This is a genomic window from Roseibium sediminis, assembly GCF_008711325.1.
Taxonomy (GTDB): Bacteria; Pseudomonadota; Alphaproteobacteria; order Rhizobiales; family Stappiaceae; genus Roseibium; species Roseibium sediminis.
Genome location: NZ_VXDB01000002.1, coordinates 269,988 through 295,004 on the forward strand (window position 1 = coordinate 269,988; position 25,017 = coordinate 295,004).

Consider the following 25,017-nt stretch of genomic DNA (forward strand, 5'->3'; position numbering starts at 1 on the left):
GAGGTCAGATCCCTTTGCGGAAGCCTGACCTTTGCCAAAATTGGGTTTGCGATCCGCCCCGATTTGGTGTCTGTTGAGCGTTCTTTGAAGCGGCTGCAAGGGCTGCTTTGGAACCCGATTTTTTCTCTTGAGGATACGCGATGAGCAACATCGACACGGTCCTCGCCCGGATTGATTCCAATCTGGATGCGAGCCTTTCCCGCCTTTCAGACCTTTTGAAAATCAAGAGCATCTCCACCGATCCCGCGTTCAAGGCCGACTGCCGCGCTGCCGCCGAATGGCTCGCCGCCGAGCTGAACGAGATCGGCATCGAGACGCGCGTTCGCGACACGAGCGGCCATCCGATGGTCGTTGGCCACAAGAAGTCCGGCAAGCCGGGCCCGCATGTCCTTTTCTACGGCCATTATGACGTTCAACCGGTCGATCCGATTGCCCTTTGGAACAGTGATCCGTTCGATCCGCAAATCGTCACCAAGGCCGACGGCACGAAGATGCTGGTTGCGCGCGGTGCCTCCGACGACAAGGGGCAGCTGATGACCTTTGTCGAGGCTGCACGTGCCTTCATCCAGGAAACCGGCGATCTGCCGATTGATGTGACGATCCTGTTTGAGGGCGAGGAAGAAAGCGGCTCTCCGTCGCTGCACCCGTTCCTGGAGGCCAACAAGGACGAGCTCTCCTGCGATCTGGCGCTGGTTTGTGACACGGGCATGTGGGACGCCAACACGCCTGCCATTTCCACCATGCTGCGCGGCATGGTCGGCGACGAAATCATCGTGCGGGCAGCGTCCCGTGACCTGCACTCGGGTTCTTACGGTGGCTCTGCCCAGAACCCTAACCATATCGTCGCCAGCATCATTGCCGGGCTTCACGACGAAAATGGCCGGGTCACCCTGCCCGGTTTCTATGATGGCGTTCCCGAAATTCCGGCGGACATTATGGAAAACTGGAACAACCTTGGCTTCGATGTTGAAGAGTTCCTTGGCGAGATCGGCCTGAAATATCCGCGCGGCGAAAAGGACCGCACCCCGCTTGAGCACCTGTGGGCCCGCCCGACGGCGGAAGTCAACGGCATGTGGGGCGGCTATCAGGGCGCCGGGTCCAAGACCGTCATTCCGGCCGAGGCCCATGCCAAGTTCACGTTCCGCCTTGTGGGCGACCAGGACCATGAGAAGGTTCAGGAAAGCTTCCGCGCCTATGTCCGCTCCAAGATCCCGGCCGACTGCACGGTGGAGTTCATTGCCAAGGAAGGTAGCCCGGCAACCCGCCTCGACACGACCATTCCTGCCGTAGCAAAAGGCAAGAAGGCGCTCAAGGACGAATGGGGTGTTGATGCGGCTCTCGTTGGCATGGGCGGCTCCATCCCGATCGTGGGCGACTTCAAGCGTATGCTCGGCATGGATTCCCTGCTGATCGGTTTTGCGCTGGAAGACGACCAGATCCACTCCCCTAACGAAAAATACAACATAAAGAGCTTTCATAAGGGGATACGCTCTTGGGCACGGGTTCTGGACGAGCTGTCCAGAGGTTGATTGGACATGCTGCGGGAGCCCGGTTCCCGCAGCTTCCACCGGAGGAATGAGATGAAGTCAGTCTGTGTGTTCTGCGGCTCCAACTATGGAACCAGTGAAGCCTATTCTCAGGCAGCATGGGACATGGGAAAGTCCATTGCGGAAGCCGGCCAGACGCTTGTCTATGGCGGTGCCAATGTCGGCCTGATGGGGATGGTGGCTGATGGCGCCATTGATGCCGGGGGCAAGGTCATCGGCATCCTGCCGAAGGCGCTGCAGGAAAAGGAACTCGCCCACACCGGCCTGAGCGAACTGCATATCGTTTCCTCCATGCATGAGCGCAAGGCCATGATGGCCGAGCGATCGGATGCCTTTGTGGCCCTGCCCGGCGGAGCGGGAACCATGGAAGAGATCTTCGAGGTCTGGACCTGGGGCCAGCTTGGCCTGCACCAGAAACCGTGCGGACTTTTGAACATCCACGGCTTCTACGACCATCTGATCGAGTTTCTCGACCATCAGACAACTGAAGGATTCATGAAGCGGGAAATGCGCAACATGGTTCAGGTTGCGGAAAAGCCTGAGGCGATTTTGCAGCTGTTTCGGACCTATGTGCCGCCGTCCACGCCGAAGTGGATCCGGAAAAGCGAGACATAAGGGCTGAAAGAGCAGCTCTAACCTTTTGTGTTTTCTAGCAAACCATAAAAAGCCGTTCAGAACATTTTCCTGCCTTTGCGTCGCCCAATTTCGAGTGCTAATTGCTTCGCACCTGACAAAAACAACACTACCGGGTGCTTGATATATGGCTTTGCCTCGCCTTGTTGGCGCGCTGCTGATCGCCGCAGCTGCTGCCGCCTGTTCTCCTACAATGGACAGTGATGGTCCGCTTCTGGTTCCGCGGACATCGGATGTCACGCTGGTGAAATTCACCGACGACCATGTTGGCGGCATCACGGCCAACACGAGCTATGGTGCCAAGGCCATCGAGGCGGCCCTTCCGGGCTTCACCACCGAAGGCATCCAGTCTGCCAACGAGAACAAGACCGAATGGGCGCTCGCCGCGTTCAACTCCGACGGTTTTCAGGTTCTGCAGGTCTTCAAGGGTGACAATGGCAAGGTGCGCACCGTTCATGGCGTGACCCACCATCTGGAAGGCCCGAACGGCGAGCGGATCGGCATGACCTTTTCCGAAACGCGCCAGCGCCGCAGCCAGTGCCGGGTTGGCAGCAACCTGTGGCGCGGCATGGCCATCTGTGCCTCCAGAGGCCATCCGAGCGTGGAGCTGATCTATTCCATCCCCGGCTTTCAGGGCCCGTTCGACAAGCTCGCCCCTGACAACGAGCTGGAAAATGCGATCCTGCAACGCATCGTGTGGACACCGCGGAGCTGAGGGTCGCTTCCCTCAGCTTATCCAAATGTCTGATGGCTTTGCCGGGCTTCCGGCTCAAAAGGCCCGTGACGGCGGGCTGCATGTCGGTTAAGCCTTGGGAATGTCGATTCAAACTCCATCGCGCCTGAACAAGGACGCCCTTGCCGAGGGGCTTCGGCAGGGCAATCGTGCGGCTCTTGCCCGCGCCATAACGCTTGTGGAATCCCGCAAGGCCGAGCATCGCCAGATCGCCCGTGCGCTCATTCAGGACCTGCTGCCCCTGACCGGCAAGGCGCACCGCGTTGGCATCACCGGGGTGCCCGGTGTGGGCAAATCCACCACCATCGACATGCTGGGCTCCAACCTGACAGCCGCAGGTCACAAGGTGGCCGTGCTGGCGGTTGACCCGTCCTCGACCCGCACCGGCGGCTCGATCCTCGGCGACAAGACCCGCATGGCGCAGCTGGCGGTCGACACAAGTGCCTTCATTCGCCCCTCACCATCTGCCGGAACACTTGGCGGCGTCGCGGCCAAGACCCGCGAGACGATGCTTTTGTGCGAGGCAGCGGGTTTCGACATCATCCTCGTGGAAACCGTTGGCATCGGCCAGTCCGAGACCACGGTTGCCGACATGGTGGACTTCTTCCTTGTCCTGATGCTTCCCGGCGCGGGCGATGAGTTGCAGGGCATCAAGAAGGGCGTTCTGGAAATTGCCGACATGATCGCCGTCAACAAGGCTGATGGTGACGGCGCACTTCGGGCCCGCTCGGCGGCCTCCGACTATCGCGCCGCGTTGCATATCCTGGCGCCAAAGTCTCCCACATGGTCGCCGCCCGTGATGACCATTTCCGGCCTTGTCAATCAGGATCTCGACAAGCTGTGGGAGCAGGTGGAACTCCACAAGGCGAAGATGACCGCCACAGGCGAATGGCAAACCCGCCGCGCCGACCAGCAGGTCGCCTGGATGTGGGACATGCTGCAACAGCGCATGATGGAAGCCCTGAAAACCGACCCGCGCACTGCCAGCCGCCTCAAATCCCTTGAGACATCCGTCCGCAACGGCGAAACCGCCGTGTCCTTTGCAGTCGACGAACTAGCCGGGCTGATCGGGCTTTCTAACACATGACCACCAAAACAATCCTCGTTACCGGCTTTTCCGGGTTCCCGGGAATGCCGATCAATCCGACGGCGACGCTGGTTCAGCGGTTGCCGAAGCGGTTGCCGGCTCGTGTGCGCGGCGTTTCGTTTCGCTTTGCCGTTTTGCCGCCGGAATGGCGGGCGCGGGAGAGCGTGACGCAGGCGCTTATCCGGGATGTTGATCCCGATTGCGTGGTTCACTTCGGGGTGGATGGCAAGCGCCGGGCGATCAATATCGAAACCCTGGCCCGCAACTGGGCCTCGACGATCCGGGCGGATTCTGCGGGCGATGTCGCCCCTTCTGCGCTGCTGGCCCCAGCCGGCACGCCTGATCGGCCCTCAACCCTGCCCGTGCAGCATATGCAGCAGGCTGCGTCGCGCAGCGGGGTTGATGTGCGGCTGTCCGACAATGCCGGGGATTATCTCTGCAATGCGACCCTGTGGGACACGCTTGGCACGGGCCGCCCGGCGGTTTTTGTCCACGTGCCCGCCTTTCCTCGTGGACGCTTTGAGAACCGGCCCGCCTATCACGCGGTGGAAGATGCTGCCGTTTACATGCTGCGCGATCTGGCGCTGCGGATGAGCTGATCTTTTGAGATCGGCATGACGACATCATGAAGGCGGAAAGACCGGCCTCACGCAGTTGTTGGTTGAGTGTCATCGGCCCAACCCCCATTTTCAGTCCACAGACAGTTTGTGGAGGTTTGCCATGTTCACCCGTCGCCGGATTTCGATCATTGCCCTTTTGGTGCTTGGATTTGCCGCCGTCCTGACGTGGATCGTACCGTCCGAGGCCAAGGACCCGCTGGCCCTGACCGGGTATGATCCGGTCTCCTATTTCGCCGGATCGAAGCCGGCGAAAGGCAAGGCCGAGTTTACGGCGGACCACCGCGACCAGACCTACCGGTTTGCCTCTGCCGAGAACCGGGATGCCTTCTCCGCCAATCCGACACAATACGCGCCCCAATATGACGGCTATTGCGCCTATGGCGTCTCACGCGGCTACAAGGTCGGCGTTGATCCGCTGGCCTACAAGGTCGTGGATGGGAAGCTTTACGTGAACTACTCCAAGTCCGTGCAAAAGACATGGAGCAAGGATATTGCAGGCTACATTTCCAAGGCCGAGCAGAACTGGTCGAGCCTGAAATAGGTTATCCCAACTTCAAAAGGCGGCGGACCTCGCTCAGGACACCGTCGCCGAAACGAACAGACTGGCCTGCCCGCCCGAGCACTCGAAGCCCCATGAATTGCGACACGAGCGCTTTTGCCCCGGCGCGAACGTCTTCCGCTTCCGGCCCCTTGTTCAGGTGATCGGCAAGCGCTGCTGCAAATCCGTCCTCCATGCGGGCAAACATGGAATTGAGGCGCAGTTCGACATCCGGATCATGCGCCGCGCGATCAACTGCTGCATTGCAGAGAAAACAGCCGACCCTGTCGCCGTTTGATCGTCCCATGTCGACGATGGACTGGAAAACCCTCAGGATGCGGTCGTGGCCCGACCCCGCAGTTCTGTCCATCAGCCCCTCCACCATCGGTACGATGGACTGTCTGGCATAGAGATCAAGCGCGGCGAGATAGAGCGATTTCTTGTCCAGAAAGGCCTTGTAGAACGAGCCCTTGGTCAGACCCATATCGGCGAGCAGATCGGCAAGGCTGGCATCTTCGTACCCCTGATTCCAGAAAACCCTCATGGCCGACTCTAGCGCCTTGTCTTCGTCAAATGTCCTGGGTCTTCCCATTCGGCTCCGGCCTCACAAGTGTCTCACGCGTAGTTGAACCGACGTGTTTTGTACCAATCGGTTCCAAACCTTATGTTTGGTCTGTCGGACCCAAACGAACCGGTCGCGCCCTTTAGGGAACTGATCGGTTCACTAATCTCTCACACTCCCGACGCACCGACAATCATGCCGTTTCACTCAGGAGCCACCCGAATGTTCAGCTATCTCAAAAAGGGCATCGTCGCTGCCCTGTTCCTCGCAGGAACGACTGTTTCCGTTCTCGCCGCCGGAGCCGATGTCAACACGACTGTCACCGGCCTTGCCATTCGCGGCCATGACCCCGTTGCCTATTTCACCAAAGGCGAGCCGACCGCTGGTGAGGTCAACATCACGGCGGACTATAATGGCGCCACCTATCGTTTTGCCAATGAGGCAAACCGGGACGCCTTCAAGGCCGACCCGGCGAAATACGCTCCCCAATATGGTGGCTTCTGCGCCTTCGGCACCGCGATGGGCTTCAAGTTTGATGGCGATCCGGACGTCTGGAAGATCGTCGACAACAAGCTTTACCTGAACCTGTCCAAGAGCGTTCAGGAGCGCTGGAATGAAGACGTTCCGGGCTTCATCGAGACCGCCAACACCAAGTGGACCGACATCAAGGACGTTGCCCCCGGCGATCTGTAAAAACCGCTCGCCATCCTGATGTCAGCAAGCAAAGGCCGGGTCTGCCCTCCCCGGCCTTTGTCGCTTTGTACCAACCTGCGAAGACCAGAACTTGTCCTTGCAGGTGCGAATTAAACCATCCCCTTGGCAAAATGACGAAACGGCACGGTGCTTGCACAGTTGGCATCAAGTAGATCCAACGATCCCGAAACGGGACAATGCAGGGCAAAAATCGTGGCGTTTCGAGACACATCCGTATTGAACCGACGTGCCTTTCTGGCAGGAAGCGCCTTGTGCCTGTCCTCGGCGAGCGCAAATGCTCTGGTTCAAATCGCGGAAATGCGCGGATCCATCGAGGCGCCGGAGCTTGGCCTGTTGCCGAATACGGGGACAGACCAGACCCAGCAATTCCAGAGCGCGGTCAACCGGGCCGTAGAGAATGGCCGTGCCCTGTTCCTGCCCGCAGGCATCTATCCCGTTGCCAATCTGCGCTTTCCCAGCGGCTCATTGATCGTTGGCATTCCGGGGCGCACGCGTCTTGTCTATCAGGGTGGCGGCGGCCTTCTGGCCCGCGCGGAAGGTGTCAGCAATATCGGGTTGACCGGAATCACCTTTGACGGCGCGAACCGCACCATTGGCGAGTTCACCGAAGGCCTTTTGCATTTCATCGGCGTTCGAAACCTCACACTGGAAAATTGCGAGATTGCGGGCTCGACCCGTACCGGCCTGCTGGTTGACCGCTGTTCCGGGCGCATCGAAAACTGCCGCATTTCGGGTGCTGCGGAAGCCGGCATCCGCTCCAACGAGGCAGACGGGCTCTCCATCATAGGCAATACCGTTGCCGACTGCGCCAATGGCGGTATCTGGGTGCATCGCTGGCGTGACGGCGAGGACAACACGATTGTCTCCGGCAACCGGGTCGAGCGCATTGGCGCCAAATACGGCGGCACGGGACAGTTCGGCAATGGCATCAACGTTTTCCGCGCCCATGGCGTCACCGTGTCCAACAACAAGGTGTCGGATTGCGCCTTCTCGGCCATTCGCTCCAACGCCGGGTCCAATGTCCAGATCGTTGGCAACACCTGCCTTCGGTCGGGCGAAACGGCGATCTACTCGGAGTTCGGATTTCAGGGTGCGCTGATTTCCAGCAACATCGTCGATGGCGGCACGATGGGCATTTCCATCGCCAACTTCATGGATGGCGGGCGTCTTGCTGTCTGCTCGAACAATCTGATCCGCAACCTGACAACCCAAGGGCCTTACAAGCCGGAAGTGGCTGGGTTCGGTATCGGTATTGCCGCAGAAGCAGACACGACGATCACCGGTAATGTCATTGAAGGCGCACCGCGCTTCGGGATGCTTCTGGGCTGGGGGCCCTATATGCGCAATCTCGTCGCTTCCCAGAACATTGTCCGTCAATGCGGAACGGGAATCGCGGTGTCGGTCGTGGAGGGCGTCGGCTCGGCGGTCATTTCCGGCAACATAATCCAGGGCAGCGAAAACGGAGCCATCACCGGTTACCGCTGGCTGGACAAGGCAACCGGCGAGCTGAACGGCTCAGATGAGTTCCCGTCCCTTTCTGTCACCGGCAACCAGATTTCGGCGTAAGGGAATAATCACCCTTCCGCGTGGCGCTCGGCCTGGATCACGAGGTTGCGGAGCATGGCTTCGGCCTTGCCGCGGATATTGGCAAGGGCCGGATCGCTCTCGGCAATGCCGGATGGAACCAGACTTTCCAGCGAGTCGATCAGGGAATAACGCATGTCGATGGCGGCCAACTGGCTGTTTTCCGCCATCAAGAGTTCCTGCTGCAGACAACGAACGATGAAGGCCATATTGACCTGTTCGACCATGCGCGATCGGTCGATGAGTTCCTGCAGATGCTCTGCCAATTCCTCGTTGGTCACTGGTGCCCGCTCCGTGCATACATTAGCGGCGCCAAGGCAACCACGGTCCGATAAAAATGACAAGGGCGACCGGTGATTTCGGCCAGTACTCCCCAGAGGAGTTAAGCCTTTGGCTCCGCTGCGGCAAATCGCAGGGACAGACAGGACAGCCCGCCATCCACCTTGCGTGCCTCATGCGTCGGCACAATAACTGTCCTGAAGCCAGCCTCGCGGATTGCCACATCGGTTTTCGGATAGCCTTCCGGCACGAGCACGACATCGTTCACACGGATCACATTTGCCGCATAGTCTTCCCCATCCGGCACGACAACGACTTTTCTACCATCGAAAAAGCCGCTCTCCGCCATCACGCGGGTCGCAAGGATTGCGCCGTCGCCAAGGGTTGAACAGGCCGTCTTGAAGTGCAGCACGCCGTCCGGCGTCTCGCAAACCCGAGCCTCGTAACCGAGCGCATTGAGGATCGCCTTGAAGTCCTCCGCCCCGCGACGGTCCGTGCGCGCGGAAAGACCGATAAGGATTTCGTCGTCCAGCATCAGGACATCGCCACCATCGACAAAGCCCCCCTCCGGCAGGTCGATGATTACGTCAAACCGGTCTTCGAGCGCGGCGCGAATTTCTTCAGCCTCACCCCGTCGGCTCTGTGTTCCCGGGCGCAATACGATCGCGGCGTCCGGCAGGCAAAAGGCAGGGTCCTCGACGAAACAGCTGTCGGGATAGCCCTCCAGTGCTGGCAAAACGGTGACCTCGAGTCCCGCCTCTTGCAAGGCACTGACGTAGCGTTCATGTTCCAACCGGAAGGCTGGACCGCTCGGGTCGCCCGAATCCACGGCCCGCAACCCGTTGGCGACACTGTCGGCAGGCGTGCGGGTGATGGCGTGGGTGAAGCGGAACGAGAGACCGGTTTGAAGGGGCATTGCGTAAACTCAGGTTTGTTTCAAATGACTGACATCACTCTTAGACCGGCACGATTGGAAGATACAGAGGGATTGGCACATTGTATTGACCGTGCCTACGAACCGTTCAGAAAGACCATTCCCGACCTGCCGGATGTTTCTGCGGGTTTGGCAGAGGACATTCAGGACCACACCGTCAATGTAGCCATGGCTGGCGACGAAATTGTTGGTGGCTCCGTTCTCATCCTCAGCGAAAACCGGGCAACCCTGGCTAACATAGCCGTTGCGCCGGATCAGGGCGGCAAGGGCATTGGCGGGTTGCTGATCCGTCAGGTGGAAGTCGACACAAAGGCTGCCGGCCACACGGAACTGCACCTGGCGACCCATGTGGACATGCCGCAGAACGTGAAGCTCTACGAGCATCTGGGCTGGAAAGTCACGGAAACGACTGGCCACAAGGTCCTTATGGTCAAGCAGCTATAATACCAACCTCCAAAGATAAGAACGCTTCTGTTCAGTCCACGAAGACCGCGCCGCCGTTTTCGATTCTTGCCATGATCGCATCGATGGTCCGACGCCCGTTTTCGACTTCTCCGTCCAGCTTTTTCTCCAGCGCGCAGACATGCGTCAGCCGTTCGATGACCGCGTCTATCTGGTCGAATGGCACAACCACCACGCCATCACGGTCTGCGACGATCATGTCGCCGCTATTGACTGTCTGCCCGCCGATTTGCAGCGGCAGGCCGATGCGTCCGTGCCCGGATGAAAAGGGAGAGGCGGGATTAAGTCCCGTACACCAGGCAGGAAGACCTGCGTCGACAATGCCCTGATAATCCCGCATGGGTCCGTCGGTGACAAATCCGGCCCCGCCAGAGTTGCGGAGCATGCCCATGACCCGGTCACCGGCCACTGCCGTTCCCTGATGCGCATTGTTACCCGCAACAAGAACGTCACCAGGCTGCACATATCCAAGGGCAGCCAGCGTCGCCAGAACATCGGCCGGCCCATTGTCGGCAGTCAGTACCGGACCAACGGCCACACAGTTCAGATCCCGCCCGTCACCAATGGGGCGGATGGACATGTCCAACGCGCCGCGTCCGTCCATGGCATCGACCACAAAACTGGTCGGCATGCCCTTGAACGTATCAATCTGCGCTTGTGTTGGCCGTGCCCAATGACGGCGAATAGTCAAGGATTTCGGTTCTTCGATCATGGCCCCCTCCCGGTCTGGAACAGAACGGTAGGAGGCCGCCAGATCGTTGACAATGGCAGTTCCGTGCGGATGTGTTCGCCCGAACAGGCAATCGCGTCAGACAGCTGCCTGACGCACCTTTTCCACGAAATCGGCGGTCGGGCGAACCTGACCGGCCACCACTCCGCGCCGGGTCAGGATGTCGGTGCGAACATCCTTTTCCAGAACCTTGGCTTCGTCGTCGCTGAGATCCAGAAGGCCCTGCAGAACAGTCGCCATCATGACTTCGGATGCGCGGGTTGCCCCGTCGTCGCATTTCAGGGCAACGCCATAGCCAAGTTCGGGAATGGCAGCGCAAAAGACACCTTCAGCGCCCGTCTTCACGAAAACACGGCCACGGAACGTTTCCATGCTGCGGGTGCAGAAACGATCTGTTCCGGCCACCATATAGGGCTCGTTGACACAGGCTTCATAGAGCCGCTCCGCAGCCTTGGCCCGAAGGGGATCCAGCCCCTCGCCGGTCCCGAAGCGTGCAAAGGCAAGCGCGAACTTGTCCAGGGCGGTGGCATAAGTGGGGATCGAACAGCCATCCGTTCCACACACATCGGCGGTCAGCGTGTCGCCGGTCATCTGCTCCATGACCAGCTTGATTTCCTGCTGCACTGGGTGGTCGGCATTCACATAGCCCTGCGTCTGAACGCCCATGACGCGGGCAAGGCCCAGAAAACCGGCATGTTTGCCCGAGCAATTGTTGTGAAGCGCACAAGGCTGTTCGTCGGCCTGAATAAGCTTGGCCGCGTCTTCCATGCGCTTGGGCCACTGCGAGCCGCATTCAAGAGCCTCTTCGCTCAAGCCCGCCTTGATCAGCATGACGCGAGCGGAGTTGGCGTGAACCTCTTCCCCGCTATGGGAAGCACAGGCAAGCGCGAGTTCCGCATCATCATAATCCAGCGCTTCGGCAGCACCCGACTCCACCAGCGGCAAGGCCTGGAACGCCTTGATGGCCGAACGCGGAAAGACGCGGGCAGACACGTCGCCAATGGACAAGACAGACTTGCCGTCCGCATCAAAGATCGAGATTGCGCCACGGTGGCGGCATTCAACGAGTGACCCGCGGGTCACTTCAACAAGCGTGGGATTATCCATGCGCCAAAGCCTTTTGGAGGATTGGTCTTTCGACCGATATTTCAGCGACTAGCTAACGCAGTTTCCGGCAAAAGGTAAGCGGAAAGACGCGACAACGCTTCGTCAATTACGTCATCCTTCTTGCAGAAGCAGAAACGGACAAAGTGGGTCGGCGCGTGATCGGCGTAGAAGGCTGAAACGGGTACCACGGCCACCCCGGCCTCCTCGACCAGCTTCTTGCAAACACTCACGTCATCTTCGCCAATCCCGAGGCCGGAAATGTCGCATGTCAGGAAGTAGGTCGCCGCGCAGGGAAGAACCTTGAAGCCAAGTGCTTCCAGCCCCTTTGCCATGCGGTCCCGCTTTTGCTGCAGGTCTCCGGCAAGCCCTTCGTAATAGTCGTTTTCCTTTGCCAGCCCGAAAGCAACTGCCTTTTGCAGGTTGGGCGGGGTGGTGAAGGTCACATATTGGTGGGCCTTGGCAATCGGATCGATCAGCTCTGCAGGACCAGTGATATAGCCCACCTTCCAGCCGGTCAGGGAGAAGGTCTTGCCAGCAGATCCGATGCGCACACAGCGGTTTCGCATGCCGGTGAAATTCATCAAGGGCCAATGGCTCTGGTCATCGAATACCAGATGCTCATACACCTCGTCGCAGATGGCAAACACATCATGCTGAACACACAGGTTTGCAATCTGGTTGAGTTCCTTGTCGGAGAACACCTTGGCGGCCGGGTTCATCGGATTGTTGATGAGGATCGCCTTGGTGTTTTCTGTAAACGCCTCGCCCAGTGCCTCAAGATCAAGGTCCCAGCTTGGCGGCGTCACGCGCACCCGAACCGGGATGCCGCCTGCCCGCTGCACCAGCGGCATGTAACAATCATAGAGCGGCTCAATGAGGATCACCTCGTCGCCCGGTTCCACCAGCGCCATGATCGTGTCGGCAAGTGCTTCCGTTGCGCCCGAGGTGATCAGGACTTCGGTTTGCCAGTCGATATCAAGGCCGTAGAAGCGCTTGTTGGCGTCTGCCACCGCCTTGCGCAGGTCCGGCAGGCCCAGCATCGGCGGATACTGGTTCGGCCCGTCAATGAGCGCCTCAGCCGCCACGCGGCGAATGTCTTCCGGCCCGTCCACATCGGGGAAACCCTGCCCAAGATTTACCGCACCATGCGCCATGGCAAGGCGTGACATGGTTTCAAAGATGGTGGTCTGCAGGCCGGTAAAAACCGGATTGGTTGGCTTCATGAAGGGCTCCCGACGGGTTTTCCGGCATTCTTCTGTCTGGGCGGATATACGCGGTTCTACCCGCCTCGGCCCGTTCCGTCGAGCATGTTTTCCGATTTGCAACCACGTGATTAAGGATGGGTTCCCGGTCCGCGACGTCAATTCATATCGACGGAACCGACATAACCTTCAGCGATTGTTTGCGGGTATCGTTCTGCGACCAGTTCGCCGATGATCCGATCAAATTCCTCGAACCGATGGACCCAATGCGACTTTCTCGAAATGCCGAGATAAAGGTTCACCGTGTTCCCCGGCCGGTAAGCGGTCTTTTCGAACAGTCCCGACAGGCTGTTGGATTCCAGATAGTAGTCGACCTGACAGTCCGTGCCGACGATTGTCTTGATGCGCTTGTTGATCAACATGTCGACGAGGTTTTCCTCGGTCGCAACACCAACCTTGCGGATGGAGTCATCCGCGTCGAAGGGCTCGAAATAGGCCGAGTGCAGAACGTAGCCAACGCTGAACTTTTTCAGATCCTGATAGGTCGCAATGTCCTTGCCCTCGCCTTTCGCCGTGTAGAAAACCGTCGAGCAGGCGTAATAGGGTGTGCTTGTGTAGAGGATGTATTTGGCCCGCTCTTCCCGATAGGCCAACCCGGTCATGACGTCCAGAATCCCGAACTCCATGGATTTCAGGCTGCGTCCCCATGGCTTGTGCTCGATCTGAAACTCGATCCCCATGCGCCGTGACACCTCGGTGATCAGGTCTACATCAATGCCTTCATACCCCTTGGGAGTCTCGATCCGGAAAGGCGGCCATGCGTCCATTCCAAGGCGAATGGTTTCAGCATGCACAGGGCCCTCTGCCGCAATCATCAACAGGCCAGCCCCCAGAACGGCACGTGCCAGGCTTCCCAACATCTGTCGAATATCCTCGATCATGCGCGCCTGCAAAACCAAGCCTTATGAAATAAAAAATGCGACGCACCAACAGAGCTTTGAATAAATCATGGTCCGATGCAATCCACTTTCACTAAACACATCGGCCTATACCATTATCATGGTTCTTTTTTCATTTTTCCATACGCGAATTTCCCCAGAGGAACTTCCCATGATGCAAAAAGTGGCGAGGGTCTGTCCGCAGGGGCGAATTTATTGACGCTAACGGGAAGAAAGCGGCCAATTACTCTTGCTGCATTGCAGAAGGGTCGTTACAAGTTCCGCCAACGTTGCGTCCCTTGCGGCCTCCTGCGCCCCCGGATCGTACACAAAATCCTGTCGCCAGTTGAAATTTGGAGCTCGCCTTGTCCGCTCGCGCCGAGGCCCTTGGGCCCGTGTCTACCGAATTAACGCCAAGCCGCATCAAGACCGAAGTCCTCGCCGGACTGACCGTCGCGCTGGCTCTCGTCCCCGAAGCCGTTGCCTTTGCCTTTGTTGCAGGGGTCAATCCGCTTGTCGGGCTTTATGCCGCTTTCATCGTCGGCCTCATTACAGCCTGCTTTGGTGGTCGTCCCGGGATGATTTCCGGAGCGACCGGCGCTCTGGCAGTGGTCATGGTGTCTCTGGTCGCCCAGCACGGGGTCGAATATCTGTTTGCCACCGTGGTCCTGATGGGGCTGATCCAGATCGTGGTCGGCGTCCTTCGCTGGGGCAAATTCATCCGCATGGTGCCTCATCCGGTCATGCTGGGCTTCGTCAATGGCTTGGCCATTGTCATCTTCCTTGCCCAGATGGGGCAGTTCAAGGTTGAGGACGCAAGCGGCGCGCTGACCTGGATGACGGGAGCTGACCTCTACCTCATGCTGGGGCTCGTTGCCCTGACCATGGCGGTCATCTGGCTCTTGCCGAGGCTCACGACCGCCTTCCCGGCTCCCCTCGCCGGTATCCTGTTCGTGTCTGCCATCGTGCTGGGACTTGGGCTGGATACGCGTTCGGTTGGCGATCTGGCCAGCATCGCCGGAGGATTGCCGTCCCTGCATATCCCCATGGTGCCGCTGACGCTCGAAACGCTGGAAATCATTCTGCCCTATGCCATCATTCTGGCAGCCATCGGCCTGATTGAATCCCTGCTGACGCTGAACCTTGTGGCCGACATGACCGGAACCAAGGGCGGCGCCTCCAAGGAGTGCCTTGCCCAGGGCGCGGCCAATGTGGTCACGGGCTTCTTCGGCGGCATGGGCGGCTGCGCGATGATCGGGCAATCGATGATCAACGTGAAATCGGGCGCCAGAACCCGCATTTCCGGCATCATGGCTGCCTTGTTCCTGCTGTCCTTTATCCTGTTTGCCTCCCCGCTGATCGAACAGATTCCTGTCGCTGCACTGGTCGGCGTCATGTTCATGGTCGTCATCGGCACCTTTGCGTGGGCCAGTTTGAAGATCATGCACAAGATCCCGCCCACAGACGCGCTTGTGATGGTGGTGGTGACCTGTGTGACCGTCTATTCGGATCTTGCCGTGGCTGTTGTCGTCGGGGTGATCATTTCGGCTCTAGCCTATGCCTGGAATGCCGCCAAGCGGATTGATGCGCGGATCGGCACGAGCAAGGAAGGCTGGAAGGTCTATCGTCTGTCCGGGCCGCTGTTCTTCGGTTCCACGACCGGCTTCACCGACCTGTTTGATCCGGCAACCGACCCGGACGACATCGTGATCGATTTCATCGACAGCCGCGTTGTCGACCATTCCGGGCTGGAGGCCATTGATGCCGTGGCTTCAAAATACGAAGCAGCTGGCAAGCGCCTGCATCTGCGGCACCTGTCGCCGGACTGCATGAAGCTGCTCGACAAGGCAGGCAATCTTGTCGAGGTCTCCGTTCTGGAAGATCCCGACTATGAGATTGCAGTTGATTACGGCCACCGGTTCGAAACACCGGCCAAGTCCTGACCATATTGAAAAAGGGGCGGATTTTCCGCCCCTTTTTCTTTTTGCTTGCTGTCAAATGCAAGCGTTCCTCAGGCCGCTTCCACGCCCTTGAGGAAGCTATCGACCTCGTTGTTGATCTCCTGCGTGCGACGCGCGAGCCCGGACGATGCCTCAAGCACGCTGTCGGCGGAGTTCTTGGTCTCTCCGACCGCTGAGCGCACATGTTCCATATTGCCGGTAACCTGCTTGTTGCCTTCGGCGGCACTTTGCACGTTGCGGGCGATCTCGACAGTGGCTGCGGACTGCTGCTCGACAGCGGAAGCAACGGAGGCAATGAACTCGTCGATCTCCGACATGGAAGAGGCGATGCCACCAATGCCGTCGACGGCCTCTTCGGTTGACGCCTGAATGGCCGTCACCTGCTGGGAGATTTCCTCCGTCGCGCGGCTGGTCTGTTCGGCCAGCGACTTCACTTCGGACGCCACGACCGCAAAGCCCTTGCCCGCCTCGCCAGCACGAGCGGCCTCGATGGTCGCATTGAGTGCCAGAAGATTGGTCTGGGAGGCAATGTCGGAAATCATGCCGATGACCTGACCGATCTGCTGTGCTGCAGTCGCCAGGGAGCGGACCTTTCCGTTGACGCTTTCAGAATCCGCAGTTGCCGTGTTCACGAGGTTCAGGCCCTGTGAAAGCTTGTCGGAGATCTCGCGGATCGATGCTGTAAGCTCCTCGGTGGCCGAAGCAACCGTTTCCGCATTCTGTGTCGCTTCAACAGAGGCGTCAGACGCGCTTTCAGCTGTTGTCGAGGTTTCCTCGGCGATCTGGTTCAAGGTGCCTGCTGCTGCGCTCAACGCACCGCTATCGCCGGAAATCTCGCTCAGGATCGTCTGGACACGCGAGCGGAAGCGGCTGATGAGCTCATCCACCTTCCGCTGACGGGCAGCGCTGCGCTCGCCAGCCTTGGCAGCCTCACCTTCCAGCTTGACCCGTTCCACGCCGCTCATGCGGAAGACCTCAAGAGCCTGCGCAATCTTGCCGATTTCGTCAGCACGATCACGGTAAGGCACGTCGATTTCAAGCTCACCCCTGGCAAGCCGCTCCATGAGATGTGTGATCTCGTTCAGAGGCTGGATTGCCGTCTTCTTGACAAGGAGCCCGAGCGCAACTCCAAGGCCAATCACAAGAGCGCCAAGGGAGCTTAAGATAACAGTTGCCTTCGAAACCAAAGCTGCTGCACGGTCGTCCGCACTGTCGCTCAGCGCATCAGCCGCGTCGATCACAACGTTGATCTGGGCGACCAGATTGTCACCAATCTTGTCGACTTCCTCAGCCTGAAAATCGGCTTCCAGCTCAGCCTTGAGCATCTTTTCGTGCGTGCTGAAGACACCATCAGCAGCAAGCGCCATGTCCGCCCAAACCTTGAAGTCGGCATGAACGTCCTTCATTTCGGCAAGGTCGGCATCTGTCTCTGCGTTGTCTTCCAGAACCTTTAGCCATTTATCTGCGGATGCTACGAGATCAGAATAGATTTGGCGGTGCTTCAGCATGTTTGCCGGGTCTTCCTCGGCGAGCGTCTCATCCACGGCGCCTTCGATCGCCTTGACCAGCGCGCGAAGCTTCAGGGAAGCTTCCACCATCGGGTAATCGCGTTCAAAGAGTTCACCGAGAATGTCATTCACCTGAGCTGCCGTTGACCCCGCCTTGCCAGCGAGGACGTCGCCCGCCTCTTCAGCGGCTGCCATCTCCTGCTCATTGCTCTCGGAAATATCCAGTAGCCGTTTGCTGAACGCGTCGCCTAGCGCATCCTGCTCTTCCATTTGATGTTCGGCCTTGACCTCAAGATTGAGGGCGCTCAGGTGCGCGGAGTACATGGCATCCGCTGCGGCGAACAGGGCCTCCTTCTCGTCGGCGAGCGAATTGACAGCCTCATCCATCTCGGGATCGATGATGACTTCCTTCAATTCCTCAAGCGCCTTGTTGAATCTCACGACGGTGGCCGCATATTCCTGCTTCAGGCCCTCGACATCGGGGATATCCTCGTCCGCCAACATTTCGACAATGAGCTTCTGCATTTCCGTCGAGTAGTAGACAACGTCATCCGCTGTCTCGACTGTCGGCGCGATCACGTCCGAAATCTCGTTGATCTGCCCCTCGATCGACTTCACCTGCCAGAGCCCGATCCCGCCAGATATGACAGCCAGAACTGCCATCAACAGGATACCTGACATCACTTTCTGCTGAATTGTCATCCCACCACTCCGAGAACCTCGTGATGACAGAGTTACCACCAGCCTTTTAATTAGCTCTTAAAATATTGTATTTATTACGTTATTTGCATTTATATCATCCTGATTAATAGCAGGGACTTTTCATTTTGAAACAAATGCCAATAGTCTCCTCAGGCGCGAACTCGCAACACGCCTGCGCCGAGCAACCGATCAGGTACCGACCTTGAAGACCAAACTCAAAATCGTACCCACCCTGTCCACCGTGATAGGCACGTTTGTGTTCCTGACGTCTGCGCTGATCCTTTTCGTGGAGTTCCGGGCTTCACAGAAGCTGTTGCGAGACCTGGGCAGCGAGTTGATTGTCGAAACGGTCTCCAGTCTGGGGCTGTTCCTTGATACGCGTGGGCAGGATGTGGAGGAACAGGCGGGTTTCATTGCAACATCGATAGAAGCCGGCAGTCTGCTTCTTGAGAACAGACAAACGGTCGCCTCTTTCATCTACGGGGCCATGGCCGGTACGCCGCAGACCTCTGACATTTGGGTCGTTGATCCCGATGGAAACGCTGTCGGTGTCGAACAGGGAGATGCAGATGGCATTTTTGCGCCCCTGCTTGTTCACATCGACAATCTCCCCCTCCTGAAACCCATATTTGAAGAAGCCCGGACATCCGAAGGAGCCTTCTGGACCGATCCGATCTACTTCACCGAGCGTGGACAGACCTATTTCATCTTTGCCGATCCGGTGCGTGGCAAGGACACGTTTCTGGGACTTGTTCTCGTCATGGTGTCGATAAGCCAGGTCTCGGAGGTTGCAGCACAATTGTCGGACGATGATTTCACGGTGTTCATGACGGCGGAAAACCTGCTCATCGCCCATCCGGATATCGAGGAATCGCTTGTCAATCTCTCGTCAGCAAAACCGTTTCCGCTGCTGGAAGAAGCGAGCGATCCTTTCATCGCCTCCTTCAAGCAGCTCGAGCGACTGGATAACGAAACCTATGGCCTTGAAGACAACTACGAAGTCTATTTTGGAAATGCGCCCGGAGGCGACAAGCGCTTCATGGTGCTCCAGCGGCCGGTCAAAGGCGACTTTTCAGATGTGACGGTAGGCGTTCATTTTGACGCTGCGCTTTTTGGCCAACCTTTCCTGCAATTGATCGAAGCCGCCCTTCTGGCGCTTGCCATTCTTGTCGTCGCGCTGGTGTGTGCGGTTTTCCTTGCCAAGTGGATTGCGCGCCCCATTCGCCGGGCAGCCTTCGGAGCCCGGCAGGTCGCCGATTTTGACCTGGAGGCGGTTCAGTCGCTGCCTGCCAGCAAAATTCGCGAGCTTGATGACCTTGCCTCCGGCTTCAATGCCATGGTGGAGGTGCTGCAGGCCTTTGTACGTTATGTCCCGCGCAGCCTTGTCCGGCGCATCATGTCCGAAGGGCGTGACATTTCAGCCCCGACCGAACGCCAGCTGGCTGTCCTTTTCACCGATATTGCGGGTTTCACTTCGGTCTCGGAAAAGATGGGAGCCGTTGAGACAGCGGGCTTCATCAACCATCACCTCGGTCTTGTCGGCAATGCGATTGAAGCCAATCACGGAACAATCGACAAATATATCGGCGACAGCGTCATGGCCTTTTGGGGCGCCCCGGAACATGTTGACCATCCCGAGCGACTGGCCCTGTCTGCTGCTCGTTCGATCGCAACTGCCATTCGGCAAGACAATGCGACCCGCCAGACAAAAGGGCTTCCGCCGGTGCGTATCCGCATCGGCATTCATGTCGGGCCTCTGGTGGTTGGTGATATCGGCGCGCCGGGCCGGGTCAACTATACGGTGATCGGCGACACGGTGAATATCGCTTCAAGGCTCGAAAGCCTCGGACGCGATGTTGATCCTGATGCGGACGTCATGATCCTCGTCTCGCGCGAGGTGATTGCAGACCACTCGAATGCAGACCTGACCATGGAAGACATCGGCGACCGCGCCGTGAAGGGCAAGGATCAGGCCGTGCATGTGGTACGGGTTTTGCCCGAAGCCGAAACTGCCCGCTTTTCAGCGGACAGTTTTACTTGAGTAGGCTCGACCCAGATTATCGAACCAGAATGTTCTTGAACTGCCACGGGTCGGAGAGATCGAGATCCTCCGGGAAGAAGCCCGGGCGGCCGTCCAGCGGGGTCCAGTCGGTGTAATACCCGTTGACCGGTCCGAGATACGGCTTCTGGATTTCAAGGCAGCGCCGGAAGTCCATCTCGTCGGCTTCGACGATCCCTGCTTCCGGGTTTTCCAGTGCCCAGACCATGCCCGCCAGCACCGCAGAGGTCACCTGCAGGCCGGTCGCGTTCTGGTACGGGGCCAATTTGCGGGTTTCCTCGATGGAAAGCTGGGAGCCATACCAATAGGCGTTCTTGCCGTGGCCATAGAGCAGGACACCGAGCTCATCGGTGCCGTCCTGAATTTCGCTTTCATCCAGAACGTGGAGCTTTTCCTGGATCTTGCCTGCGGAGCCGAACATCTCATGCAGGGAAAGAACGGCCACATTTGCCGGATGATAGGCATAGTGGCAGGTCGGCCGGTAGGCGAAGTTCTTGCCTTTCTTCACGGTGAAGTAGTCCGCAATCGAGATCGACTCGTTGTGGGTGACAAGAAAACCGAATTGCGGTCCCGGCGTCGGGCACCAGGTGCGCACGCGGGTGCTGGCGCCCGGCTGCTCCAGATAGATCGCGGCCTTGCTGCCCTTCTTGTGCTTTTTCGCGTTTTTCGGCTTCCACTTTTCGTGGGTACCCCAGCCCAGTTCAGCTGGCTGAAATCCTTCCGACAGAAACCCTTCAACGGACCAGGTGTTCCAGAAGGCATCCATCGGCTTGGGGGAGTTGGCACGCTGGGTGTCGCGTTCGGCAATGTGGATACCCTTCACGCCGACGGTCTGCATGAGCATGGCCCAGCCCTTGCGGCTCTGGGGCATGTCGAATTCCAGACCGCTTTCAGCAGCAATATCGACAAGGGCCTGCTTGACGAACCAGGAAACCATCCCCGGATTGGCGCCGCAGCAGGATACGGCCGTCGTTCCACCCGGACGCTTCTTCTTCTCCTTGCGAACGGTTTCGCGAAGAGCGTAGTTGGTGCGGGCAGCAGCGGGAGCGGTTTCGTCGAAATAGAAGCCGAGCCAGGGTTCAACGACCGTGTCGATATACAGAACGCCCAGCTTGCGGCACAGCTTCATCAGATCCAGCGAGGAGGTGTCGACCGAAAGGTTGACCACAAATCCCTGCCCTTCGCCTTCTGTCAGCAGCGGGGTCAGGATGTCCTTGTAATTGTCAGGCGTCAGCGCAACCTGCTCGAAGCGGTAGCCTCGATCGGTTACCAGCTTTGCATCGGTGTCGACAGGATCAATGACGGTAAAGCGCGACTTGTCGAAGTCGAAATGACGCTCGATCAAGGGAAGCGTTCCCTTGCCAATGGAGCCCAGACCGATCATCACCAGCGGTCCGGTGATCGTTCCGTGCTTTGGCCAGACCTGAGCCTTGGGTGCGGCTTTGCCCGGTTTGCGCGCTGCCGACTTCTTGGCAGCAGCCGGTTTCCGCTTGGCAGGTGCCGGTTTTGCCGGACTTGCTTCGGCCTTGGCTCTTACTGGCCTGGCCCTCCCCGCGGTCACCGTTTTTCCGGTTTCTTCGGTCATTTGGTACTCCTGCTATGTCACTCAGCCGGGCTGACAAACCCTGGCATCCTGTCGCTGACGTCCTTCTGGAAAGGTGCGTTGTTTCCGATCACCGGATACAACGCTGTCTCACTGTCATATACAACTTCGCAATTCAGTCGGCTATCACAGCCGATCGCCAATTTGCGAAAAGCGATCCTGATCTGTCGCCAGACCGGTCTGTGCCATCTCGCCTGCCGCCTGCAGCACGCCGCAAAGGGCAGCAGATGCCCCTGCCCGCAAGTCAAGCGCAAGGAAGCGGTGCCGGTCAACCGGGCCGGGAAGGTCCAGATTAGCCAGCAGGCCACCGCGGAAACCGAAACGAACATAGTAGTTCGGGTCTCCCACGAGGATGACAGAGCGATGGCCGAAGACGGCAGCCTGGTTCAGGGCGTGACGCATCAGCCGGTCGCCGACCTTCTGGCCACGCAGGGCCGGGTCCACAGCCAGCGGGCCCAGCAACAGGCAGTCCGTGCCGTCCTCGTCGCGGACGGCCCACAGGCGAACGGTCCCCACAAGGGTGCCGTTTTCATCCAGCGCGCTGTAGGCAAAGACCGGCAGGCGGCCTTCACGTAGCCGCTCGCTGGTTTTCAGATGCCGATCGGGACCGAAGCTCAGGTCGAGCAGGGCCTCACGGACGCCGGTGTGAGCCGGCACCTCATCAACAATCGTAACCATGACCCTGGTTCCTAGATCACGTAGGAGGCGAGCGGCGCGAAGCCGTTGAAGCCCACTGTCGAGTAAGTGGTGGTGTAGGCGCCGCAGGCTTCGATCAGGACCTTGTCCCCGATGGACAGGCTGACCGGCAGCTCATAGGGCGTCTTCTCGTACATCACATCGACGCTGTCGCATGTCGGACCGGCCAGAACACACGGAGCAGTCAGGTCCCCGTCCTTCGGGGTCCGGATCGGATAGCGGATGGCTTCGTCCATGGTTTCGGCCAGCCCGTGGAACTTGCCGATGTCCAGATAGACCCAACGCACTTCATCCTCGGCGGACTTGCGGGAAATCAGGACCACTTCGGCCTCGATCATGCCGGCATTACCAACCATGCCGCGGCCCGGCTCGATGATGGTGGATGGCAGGCGATTGCCGAAGTGTCTGGTCAGCGAACCAAAAATGGCAGCCCCATAGGTCGGTACGCCCGGAACATCCTTCAGATAGCGGGTGGGGAAGCCCCCACCCATGTTGACCATCTTCAGTTCGATCCCGCGAAGCGCCATTTCCTTGAAGACCCCGGCTGCCATGGCGAGAGCGAGATCCCAGGCTTCGAGGTTGGCTTGCTGTGAGCCGACGTGGAAGGAGACGCCGTGTGCGAAGAGGCCGAGTCGGTGGGCGTGTTCGAGCACGTCCGGGGCCATAGCTGCATCACATCCGAATTTTCTTGAAAGCGGCCATTCGGCTCCGACACCGTCACACAGGACGCGGCAGAAGACGCGGCTTCCAGGCGCAGAACGGGCAATTTTTTCGACTTCTTCGACACAGTCCACGGCAAAGAGGCGGACCCCGTACGCGTAAGCTTTGGCAATGTCCTTCTCCTTTTTGATGGTGTTGCCATAGGAAATTCTGTCGGCGGAAGCGCCGGTTGCGAGAACCATTTCGATTTCGCCGACCGAGGCGCAATCGAAGGACGAGCCAAGACGCTCCAACAACGCCAGGATTTCCGGCGCCGGATTGGCCTTGACTGCGTAAAAAACGGAAGTGTCCGGCAGGGACCGGGCAAAGGCGTGATAGTTTTCGCGCACAATGTCGAGATCGACGACAACGCAAGGGCCGTCTTCGTCGCGTCGGCGAAGAAACTCGCGGATACGTTCGCTCATGAGGGTTTCCCCTTCCAATTTTCAGCTGCAAGCGCGCATTTCTTGTCTTTGCGCAATGCAGTTTCACGTCGCAGGGTGCTGATGACGCGGCGTCCCTCCTCCGGTTTGGAGCCGGAAGACGGATGACGAACCTCAGCGACGGTTGGGCGATGCGTTGACAGGCGCAAAGCTTTCCCGCGTCGGGAATGCCGTTGATTGGATCGGGATACCGAACCGCACGTCGGGCAAGGATGTACTAGGTGCCTCTTCTCAGTAACCCCGGAGGATGGAACCCCGGCAGAGACCAAAAGGGCCCTCTTACGTCGTTGCTTTAAGCCGTCCGGACTTTGCTGCCCCGCCCCTTGGCGGTGTTTACTGGCAGCGGCCCCTTAAGAGATTTCTGATGAACCTCATGAACGACCACGGGCACGTGCGAATTTGGGCAAGACCCATATGCGGCCAAATACCCTTAAGATCAAGTATAAATTTCGCGTTTTTCGGAATTGTTTTTGGAGAATGCAAAAGACCGCCCGGATGCTATCCGAAGGCGGTCTTTGTCCTGTCTTTTCAAACAGCTATCTGAGGCCCGGCGAAAACCGGAATTCCTTGGTTTTGAGAGGTATCAGGCGACCTTGCCGACGACCTTTTCCATCAAGGGTTCCAGCAAGGGATGGATGTTCGGGCTTTCCTCGTGGATGAAGCGCAAAAGAGCCTTCTCGTTCTCGTGAAGGATGCCGTCCCGGCCAATGCGATCCACCAGCCAGCGGGCTTCCGATTCCGTGACCACTTCGTTGGCGGCAATTTCCTCTGCCAGTCGGGCGGTCCTTTCGGCTGCCGGGTCCCTTGTGAGGTCATTATAGGCGTCACGCGCGGTGGACGTGCTCGCGCCGACCATGGATTTGAAGAACCCGCTTACCCCGCCGTCAAACCCGCCTTCCTGGGAAAGCCAGTTCTCACGCGCCAGAGCTACTTCTCGCGAAGGAGGTGTGAAGCCGGAAAGCCCCATCAGGAAGTTTGCAACAGCCTTGGCAAACAGCTCGGACCACGCTGGTGCATTGTCTGCCTCGGCGGTTGCGTCATTGATGTCGAACAGGATTTCAGCTTCCTCGCGGGAGATCGCAATGCCGCCGCCATTGGCTCCGGCATAGAGGATCTGGCGGATCAGCTCGACCTCGGCATCGGAAATGACACCGGGCTTCAGTTCCTTGCCCGACCGCGTCGTGCAGGCACCATGGATCACGGAATCCTTCACCGCCTCCAGCGCAAACAGCTCAAGGGATTTTGGCACCGAACGCGCCACATCCATTATCTTGAGGATCGCATCCAGTTCAGTTGGCGTGCAGATGTGATCATCCCGGGTAATCGCGGCAATCAACCAGTTCGACTGGTCCTCGGTCACATACCCGGCGGGCTTCATCTGATGCACCACAAAATCGGCAAGCGCTTCGGGAAACAGGACGCTCCATGCCGGGTCCGCATCGGATACATTTTCGTTCAGGTACAGAAGCGCTTCGGCCTCTTCCTGACTGACAACACTCTGTGCATCATAGATTGTTCGCCGCAGGCGAAAAACATCATCAGTCGTGATACGGTTTGAGCGAATAATCTCGTCGATCAACTGCCCCAGATTTTCCTGTTTCATGTGTCCCGGCCAATTTTTTCTAAAATACCGCGCAGAGAATGCCCACCAGCCGTAAAAATAGAAATAACGCTAG

23 protein-coding genes are annotated in these 25,017 nt (G+C 58.6%); 11 read left to right on the top strand and 12 right to left on the bottom strand.

Annotation, left to right across the window (positions count from 1 at the left end):
* Positions 1-140 precede the first annotated feature (140 nt).
* The 6 genes from F0155_RS03210 (at position 141) to F0155_RS03235 (ending at position 5,161) form a co-directional block, all read left to right on the top strand.
* The gene (locus F0155_RS03210; protein ID WP_150523027.1) at positions 141-1,529 is read left to right on the top strand and encodes a dipeptidase; all 1,389 of its coding nucleotides are present in this window, start codon (positions 141-143) and stop codon (positions 1,527-1,529) included.
* A gap of 51 nt (positions 1,530-1,580) precedes the next feature.
* The gene (locus F0155_RS03215; protein ID WP_150523028.1) at positions 1,581-2,162 is read left to right on the top strand and encodes an LOG family protein; all 582 of its coding nucleotides are present in this window, start codon (positions 1,581-1,583) and stop codon (positions 2,160-2,162) included.
* Between the two features lie 145 nt (positions 2,163-2,307).
* Positions 2,308-2,895, top strand: a complete 588-nt coding sequence (locus F0155_RS03220) for a DUF1131 family protein (RefSeq protein ID WP_150523029.1) — start codon at positions 2,308-2,310, stop codon at positions 2,893-2,895.
* Between the two features lie 100 nt (positions 2,896-2,995).
* Positions 2,996-4,000 carry a methylmalonyl Co-A mutase-associated GTPase MeaB gene (gene meaB / locus F0155_RS03225; protein ID WP_150523030.1) on the top strand — a complete coding sequence of 335 codons (1,005 nt, stop codon included), beginning with the start codon at positions 2,996-2,998 and terminating at the stop codon, positions 3,998-4,000.
* Positions 3,997-4,599, top strand: a complete 603-nt coding sequence (locus tag F0155_RS03230) for a pyroglutamyl-peptidase I (protein WP_150523031.1) — start codon at positions 3,997-3,999, stop codon at positions 4,597-4,599. Before meaB ends, F0155_RS03230 begins: the two co-directional genes overlap by 4 nt.
* Positions 4,600-4,720: 121 nt before the next feature.
* A complete protein-coding gene (locus tag F0155_RS03235) occupies positions 4,721-5,161 on the top strand; it encodes a YHS domain-containing (seleno)protein (RefSeq protein ID WP_150523032.1) in 441 nt (146 codons plus the stop codon).
* A gap of 1 nt (position 5,162) precedes the next feature.
* Here F0155_RS03235 and F0155_RS03240 read toward each other — a convergent pair whose 3' ends face one another.
* Positions 5,163-5,750, bottom strand: coding sequence for a TetR/AcrR family transcriptional regulator (locus F0155_RS03240; protein ID WP_150523033.1), 588 nt, complete (start codon positions 5,748-5,750; stop codon positions 5,163-5,165).
* Between the two features lie 192 nt (positions 5,751-5,942).
* Here F0155_RS03240 and F0155_RS03245 point away from each other — a divergent pair, with 192 nt between their 5' ends.
* Entirely contained in the window at positions 5,943-6,413 is a 471-nt protein-coding gene (locus F0155_RS03245) for a YHS domain-containing (seleno)protein (protein WP_150523034.1), read from the top strand.
* A gap of 213 nt (positions 6,414-6,626) precedes the next feature.
* Positions 6,627-8,000 (top strand): TIGR03808 family TAT-translocated repetitive protein, encoded by a 1,374-nt coding sequence (locus F0155_RS03250; RefSeq protein WP_208999099.1) that lies wholly within the window; start codon positions 6,627-6,629, stop codon positions 7,998-8,000.
* Between the two features lie 8 nt (positions 8,001-8,008).
* On the opposite strand, the gene F0155_RS03255 is transcribed toward F0155_RS03250, so the two are convergent.
* On the bottom strand, positions 8,009-8,299 hold the full coding sequence (locus tag F0155_RS03255; RefSeq protein WP_150523035.1) for a hypothetical protein: 291 nt from the start codon (positions 8,297-8,299) through the stop codon (positions 8,009-8,011).
* Positions 8,300-8,400: 101 nt separating this feature from the next.
* A complete protein-coding gene (locus F0155_RS03260; protein WP_150523036.1) occupies positions 8,401-9,213 on the bottom strand; it encodes a dimethylarginine dimethylaminohydrolase family protein in 813 nt (270 codons plus the stop codon).
* A gap of 24 nt (positions 9,214-9,237) precedes the next feature.
* Here F0155_RS03260 and F0155_RS03265 point away from each other — a divergent pair, with 24 nt between their 5' ends.
* Positions 9,238-9,675, top strand: coding sequence for a GNAT family N-acetyltransferase (locus F0155_RS03265; protein WP_150523037.1), 438 nt, complete (start codon positions 9,238-9,240; stop codon positions 9,673-9,675).
* 31 nt (positions 9,676-9,706) lie between these two features.
* Here F0155_RS03265 and F0155_RS03270 read toward each other — a convergent pair whose 3' ends face one another.
* The 4 genes from F0155_RS03270 to F0155_RS03285 form a co-directional block, all read right to left on the bottom strand.
* A complete protein-coding gene (locus tag F0155_RS03270; RefSeq protein WP_150523038.1) occupies positions 9,707-10,405 on the bottom strand; it encodes an RraA family protein in 699 nt (232 codons plus the stop codon).
* Between the two features lie 96 nt (positions 10,406-10,501).
* On the bottom strand, positions 10,502-11,530 hold the full coding sequence (locus F0155_RS03275; protein ID WP_150523039.1) for an asparaginase: 1,029 nt from the start codon (positions 11,528-11,530) through the stop codon (positions 10,502-10,504).
* Between the two features lie 41 nt (positions 11,531-11,571).
* On the bottom strand, positions 11,572-12,753 hold the full coding sequence (locus F0155_RS03280) for an aminotransferase (protein WP_150523040.1): 1,182 nt from the start codon (positions 12,751-12,753) through the stop codon (positions 11,572-11,574).
* Between the two features lie 137 nt (positions 12,754-12,890).
* Positions 12,891-13,673 (bottom strand): substrate-binding periplasmic protein, encoded by a 783-nt coding sequence (locus F0155_RS03285; RefSeq protein WP_208999100.1) that lies wholly within the window; start codon positions 13,671-13,673, stop codon positions 12,891-12,893.
* Positions 13,674-14,035: 362 nt separating this feature from the next.
* Here F0155_RS03285 and F0155_RS03290 point away from each other — a divergent pair, with 362 nt between their 5' ends.
* Complete coding sequence (locus F0155_RS03290; RefSeq protein ID WP_150523041.1) at positions 14,036-15,613, top strand: SulP family inorganic anion transporter; 1,578 nt, start codon at positions 14,036-14,038, stop codon at positions 15,611-15,613.
* A gap of 68 nt (positions 15,614-15,681) precedes the next feature.
* Here the strand turns inward: F0155_RS03290 and F0155_RS03295 are convergent, their stop codons facing one another.
* Positions 15,682-17,841: a HAMP domain-containing methyl-accepting chemotaxis protein gene (locus F0155_RS03295; RefSeq protein WP_150523042.1), complete on the bottom strand. Its 2,160-nt coding sequence runs from the start codon at positions 17,839-17,841 to the stop codon at positions 15,682-15,684.
* A gap of 202 nt (positions 17,842-18,043) precedes the next feature.
* Here F0155_RS03295 and F0155_RS03300 point away from each other — a divergent pair, with 202 nt between their 5' ends.
* Positions 18,044-19,882, top strand: a complete 1,839-nt coding sequence (locus F0155_RS03300) for an adenylate/guanylate cyclase domain-containing protein (RefSeq protein WP_150523043.1) — start codon at positions 18,044-18,046, stop codon at positions 19,880-19,882.
* Between the two features lie 16 nt (positions 19,883-19,898).
* Here the strand turns inward: F0155_RS03300 and F0155_RS03305 are convergent, their stop codons facing one another.
* From F0155_RS03305 to F0155_RS03320, 4 genes are all read right to left on the bottom strand, one after another.
* On the bottom strand, positions 19,899-21,284 hold the full coding sequence (locus F0155_RS03305; protein ID WP_150523089.1) for a homospermidine synthase: 1,386 nt from the start codon (positions 21,282-21,284) through the stop codon (positions 19,899-19,901).
* Positions 21,285-21,629: 345 nt separating this feature from the next.
* A complete protein-coding gene (locus F0155_RS03310) occupies positions 21,630-22,181 on the bottom strand; it encodes a GNAT family N-acetyltransferase (protein WP_150523044.1) in 552 nt (183 codons plus the stop codon).
* An 11-nt stretch (positions 22,182-22,192) separates the two neighbouring features.
* Positions 22,193-23,323, bottom strand: a complete 1,131-nt coding sequence (locus F0155_RS03315) for a type III PLP-dependent enzyme (RefSeq protein WP_150523045.1) — start codon at positions 23,321-23,323, stop codon at positions 22,193-22,195.
* A 601-nt stretch (positions 23,324-23,924) separates the two neighbouring features.
* Positions 23,925-24,944, bottom strand: a complete 1,020-nt coding sequence (locus tag F0155_RS03320) for a hypothetical protein (protein ID WP_150523046.1) — start codon at positions 24,942-24,944, stop codon at positions 23,925-23,927.
* Positions 24,945-25,017: the final 73 nt, after the last annotated feature.